The sequence below is a fragment of the Qipengyuania citrea genome, assembly GCF_009828015.1.
Classification (GTDB): Bacteria; Pseudomonadota; Alphaproteobacteria; order Sphingomonadales; family Sphingomonadaceae; genus Qipengyuania; species Qipengyuania citrea.
Map to the genome: position 1 here is coordinate 1 of NZ_WTYG01000023.1, position 4,702 is coordinate 4,702.

Here is a 4,702-nt window from a genome sequence, read left to right on the forward strand (position 1 = left end):
ATGTGCGCAAGCGGCATGCGCGCGACTGTCGCCGCCGGTTGGCTCGATGCTCATGGGTTCGACCATCTCGATGTCTATTTGGGTTCGATGGGAGCGTGGGAGGCGAGGCGCGGCTAATATCGTTCCCACGATCGCCCATGTAGAGCCGCGGCTTACCTTTCATCGGAGCATCGTAGTCTGCCGGAAGCGGCCGACCACGGTCGACCGCTTCCGCGGCGCCCATGTCAGATGCGCAAAAATTCGAGATTTGATAGTTATCAATCAGCAGCTTATGCGGTCGCGGAAGCCTATGGCCGATAGTCAGCAGAAGGGAGCCGATCGCAGAACTTAAAACGAGCGTCGCATTCGATCGTCTTCTAGCCGGCCGACCGGAGCGTGTTGCGTCCGGCACGCTTGGCGACATAGAGCGCTTCGTCGGCTCGCCGGAGAAGGCTCTCGCCGGTCTCTCCCTCGGCAAGCTCTGCGATACCTATGCTAACAGTTACACGAGGGGTGCTGCCGCTCTTTGCAATTGAGCTTCGAACTCGCTCGGCGATGAGCATTGCGGTTTGCGTCGTCGTATCCGGTAGAATGATGACGAATTCCTCGCCTCCAAAACGGCCCACCATATCGCCAGCACGAAGCGCTTTGGCAGCGACATTTGCGACGCGCTTCAGCACCTCGTCGCCGGCATGGTGGCCATAGGTGTCATTGACCCTTTTGAAGTGGTCCACGTCGAACACTGCGACGGCCAGAGAACGGTCGTCCCGGCGGGCGGCCAATACCGCTCGGACAATTTCAGAGGTCGTTCGGCGCCTGTTCGCTATACCGGTCATTTGATCGGTCTCCGCGATGGCCTGGGCTTGCCGAGCAGCTTCTTCAGCACGGTTTCGCGCTTTCTCGATCGCGGCTGCGTGCGAAACCTGGATTGTGATGTCTTGAACGATACCGAACAGTCCGAAAGACCCGTCGCTTTCGATATGGTCGATCTCGCCTCTTGAGCGCACGTGTCGAATTTCGCCGTTCGGTCGGACGATACGAGCCGTAAAATCGAAGTCGCAGCGATGTTCAATTGCGCGATCAATATGGTTTGTGACAATCTGTCGGTCGTCAGGATGGTAAGCATTGATCGCACCCTCCAATGGTGGCGGGACACTGTTTTCCAGGCCAAAAATACTGAACACTTCGCGCGACCAAACGATCTTGCTGGTTCGCACGTCGAGGCGCCAATGGCCGAGGTTCGCCGCCTCCTCGGCGAGTTCGAGCAGTCGCTTCTCCTCTGCAAGCTGGTTCACCACCTTGTTGCGTGAACTTAGCAGCGCAGCGATTGGCAAAGCGGCTGTGAATAGCGTTAGCAGATAGAATTGCAGATAGATGCTTTTGGCGAGCGGTCCAATGCCGAAGAGGTTTTGCGCTGGCGACCATACGTTGAAGGTGAAGGTGCTGACGCCTGCTACGATCAGCACGCCGCCAGCTGCTCCGGTCGGGCCGAGTCGCGATGCTGACACAAGGACCGCAAGCATGGGTAGAAATAGGATGGGGGCCCCGGACCGCGAGAAGACTAGCCATGATACAATTGCCACTAGGGCAAATATAACGATAGCTTCGAATACCGCTGGAGCGCGGCCTATCGCCGCACCGGTCCGGACCGCGTTGGCGCCGATCATGGCCAGAGGTGTGACGATCAGTATGCCGAGAAGGTCCGTGGAGAACCAAGAAAGCCAGAAGTCGATCGACGAAACCGGAGCCCCGACCAGCGCGATAGTAGCACTCAATGCAGATCCCATCGCCGCCGCAGAGCAGAACCAAACCAAGTCGCTAGGTTCGGAAAAGGACAAGCGACGCGTCAATTGTCGGCTAAGAAACCACGCTGCAGCGAAAGATTCTGATATATTCGCGATGGTAAACCCGAACGAAATACCGAGCGAGTTCCCGGCTAGTAGGTTTGCAAAAAGGCTTGCGGCAGCAGCCGCGATTACGTGCCGATATGCTCGGCCCCAACCACTAGACAGCAGTATTGCCAGCAGGATGCCGCTTGCAGGCCAAAGGATAGCGACGCCATCGCTACCCCCAACCAGCCCAAAAGTGATAGCGGCAGCCAAATAATAGACGATGCCGGTCGCGATCGGCGGAAGGATGAAACGCAGAAAGTGACCAGCTGGGTAAGTGAACATGTGCGGGAGCTAAATGCAATTGGTTAATGTGGCTTTAAAGCTCGTTCCGATTGAACATATGGCGCTCTGTGCGCCTCTGACAGCTTGCCTGGTTATGGGTAATGAATTTGGTGCGCATGCCGAGTGACGCACATCGCTCACTCCGAACCAGACTGCTGCATGGAGGCGACGAGAGCCGGCGTATTCCTTCGTAGGTGCCGATATGTCAGCAGTTGCTGATAGGGGGCCCAAGGCTCCGCCTGATGCTATTGGTTTACGCGGCGGTCCGAACAGGCGTTTTCGGGGAAGTGGAGTTGGACAGGCAAAGCGTCAGCAATTCGCTGGCCGGAAGGGGACGAGATACGAAGTAGCCTTGTGCGAGATCGCATCCTACTTCGCGCAGAAAGTCGAGACATTCTACAGTCTCGATTCCTTCTGCGACGACCAGCAGGCCAAGAGCATGGGCGAGGTTCACCGTCGAGTGGACCAAAAGCGCATCGCTGCTGTCTTCATGTGCATTCTCGACGAAGCTTCGATCGATTTTCAATTCGCCGAGAGGCAGGGTCTTGAGATAGGTCAGCGTCGATTGCCCGGTGCCGTAGTCGTCTAGCGAAATCATGATGCCCATCCGCCGGTATCCCTCTAGCGCGCGCAAAGCGGCTGCCGGATCGGCCATGGTCGCTGACTCGGTAACCTCAAAAATGAGGTCGGAGGCAGATGTGTCGCTTACTTGGAGCGCGGCCCCTACAGCATCGAAGAATGCCGGAGAAATAAGCAGGCGCGCCGATATGTTCACTGCCGCCTTCACTTCGATGCCAGCGCCATGCCACTGCGCAAGATCCCGCAGGGTGCGCTGCAGAACGAACAGCGTCATATCCGCGATGTGATCGTTCTTTTCGGCTAGCGGGATGAAGCTGTCCGGGCTCAAATAGCCGCGCGTGGGATGATGCCAGCGGACGAGCGCTTCGACACTGGCGATACAGTCCGTCATCAGATCGAGCTTGGGCTGGTAGTGGACTTCGAGCTCATGGTTTTCGATCGCGTTGGCGAGTTCTCCCATTAGCGAAACCTGCTGCTCGAGAAGGTCCTGCTCGGCCGCCTCATGCATGTGCCAAACCTTGTCGTTGGCCAGCGCGGTGCTGGCTGCCAGCGAAGCTTCGGCAGTTGCCCCTGCAGCAGCGATGCCGAACACAATCGCGGGATCAACGCGCTTTCCGGAGATTTCTAACGGCCGTCGTAACTCGCGGCGCAGTTCAGTCAGCGTCTCTATGCGGGTTTCATGCGCCTCGTCGGAAATCCACGCAAGGCAGCGATCATCGATGCGGTAGACGATATCTCTGCCGCCCATTCGCGCCGCCAGACTCCCCATCAATGAGCCGATAGCATCCGCACCGATAACCGATTTGATTGCGTCGAAATTTGCGAGCATCGCGACGATGGTTTGGGCATTCTCCTGCGAACCATCGGCCTCGCGCAAAGCAAGGCGGTTCGGCAAGCCGCTTTCCTGGTCGATCCGCTTGCCGCGATACATTTCGCGGTAAAGCAATAAACCCGAACGCGCTGCGCCGGATGCCAGGACCAAGATCAGCCCGGCCACGATCCGGAAGTCCGCTCCAGCAAGGCTATATGCGGCGATATCGGCGCCGAAAAGCGCAGCAGCGCCAAGACCGGAGGTCGCTACGACGCGCGGATAGGTCTTTTGCGCGAAGACCAAGGCGGCACCCAGCGCGCCCACCAGCAGCGGAACCAGCCATCCTCCGAAAATGGGTATTCCGCCTAGCAATGTCTCCGCAGCGATCGCTTGTACGATCACTCCGGGTAGGACGCCGTGCCGCGGCGTCGCGTATCGATCCCCCATCTCGATCGCCGTCGCGCCAATGAGTATATCCTTGTCGGTAATCGTGGAAGGATCGAACCTTCCGCTCGCGACGTCGATGAAGCTGTATCGAGGTATCGATACGGGGTCGATCGCGAAGTCGACCGGGAATTGGTTACCGGCCTTTCCGGCCACGCCGGCAGCCTGAGCCGAAAGCGAGGGCCGGGGAACGCCCGCGGTCATCGTGCCCAAGGGCATGTTGCGCACCACGCCGTCGCTATCAGGTATGACGGAAACTGATGCCAGCGAAGCGTGTCGCCGCAATGACGCTATGGGCAAGGCATCGATCTGCCGGTCGGATTCGAAGCTTTCGCTCTGGCCAAATGTGGGAAGAACGATTTCGGCAGATGCTTCGCTCAGACTGCGCGCGAGTGCGGCGTCCTCGACCGGATTCGAAGTTGAGGAAAAATCGACGTCGAAAATGATTGAGCGGGCCCCAGCTTCATCCAGCGCGGCCACCACTTCGGCATAATTGCTGCGCGGCCAAGGCCATCGCTGGATCGCGGCAACGCTCGCCGCATCCATTTCGACGACTTGAATCTGACCGCTCGCGGTGCGGTCCCTCAGCCCAAAGCTTAAATTCCTCAAGCCATTGTCGAGTTCGCGAAAAGCCCCTGACTGCGCTGCCGACCCGATCGTGACGATAAGGAGAGCAGCGAGCAGGATGTTTTCCCACGGCAAGCGCGGCGGCACA

At 58.4% G+C, this 4,702-nt stretch carries 2 protein-coding genes; both read right to left on the reverse strand.

Going from position 1 to position 4,702, the window contains the following annotated elements; translation table 11 throughout:
• Positions 1–356: 356 nt before the first annotated feature.
• A complete protein-coding gene (locus GRI55_RS14795) occupies positions 357–2,153 on the reverse strand; it encodes a sensor domain-containing diguanylate cyclase (protein ID WP_160767638.1) in 1,797 nt (598 codons plus the stop codon).
• A gap of 253 nt (positions 2,154–2,406) precedes the next feature.
• The coding region (locus GRI55_RS14800; protein ID WP_160767639.1) for an EAL domain-containing protein at positions 2,407–4,702 on the reverse strand (2,296 nt) is incomplete at its 5' end.

Excerpts from the sequence above, each read along its gene's own strand:
- GRI55_RS14795 (WP_160767638.1), bottom strand. The coding sequence starts at position 2,153 with ATGTTCACTTACCCAGCTGGTCACTTTCTGCGTTTCATCCTTCCGCCG.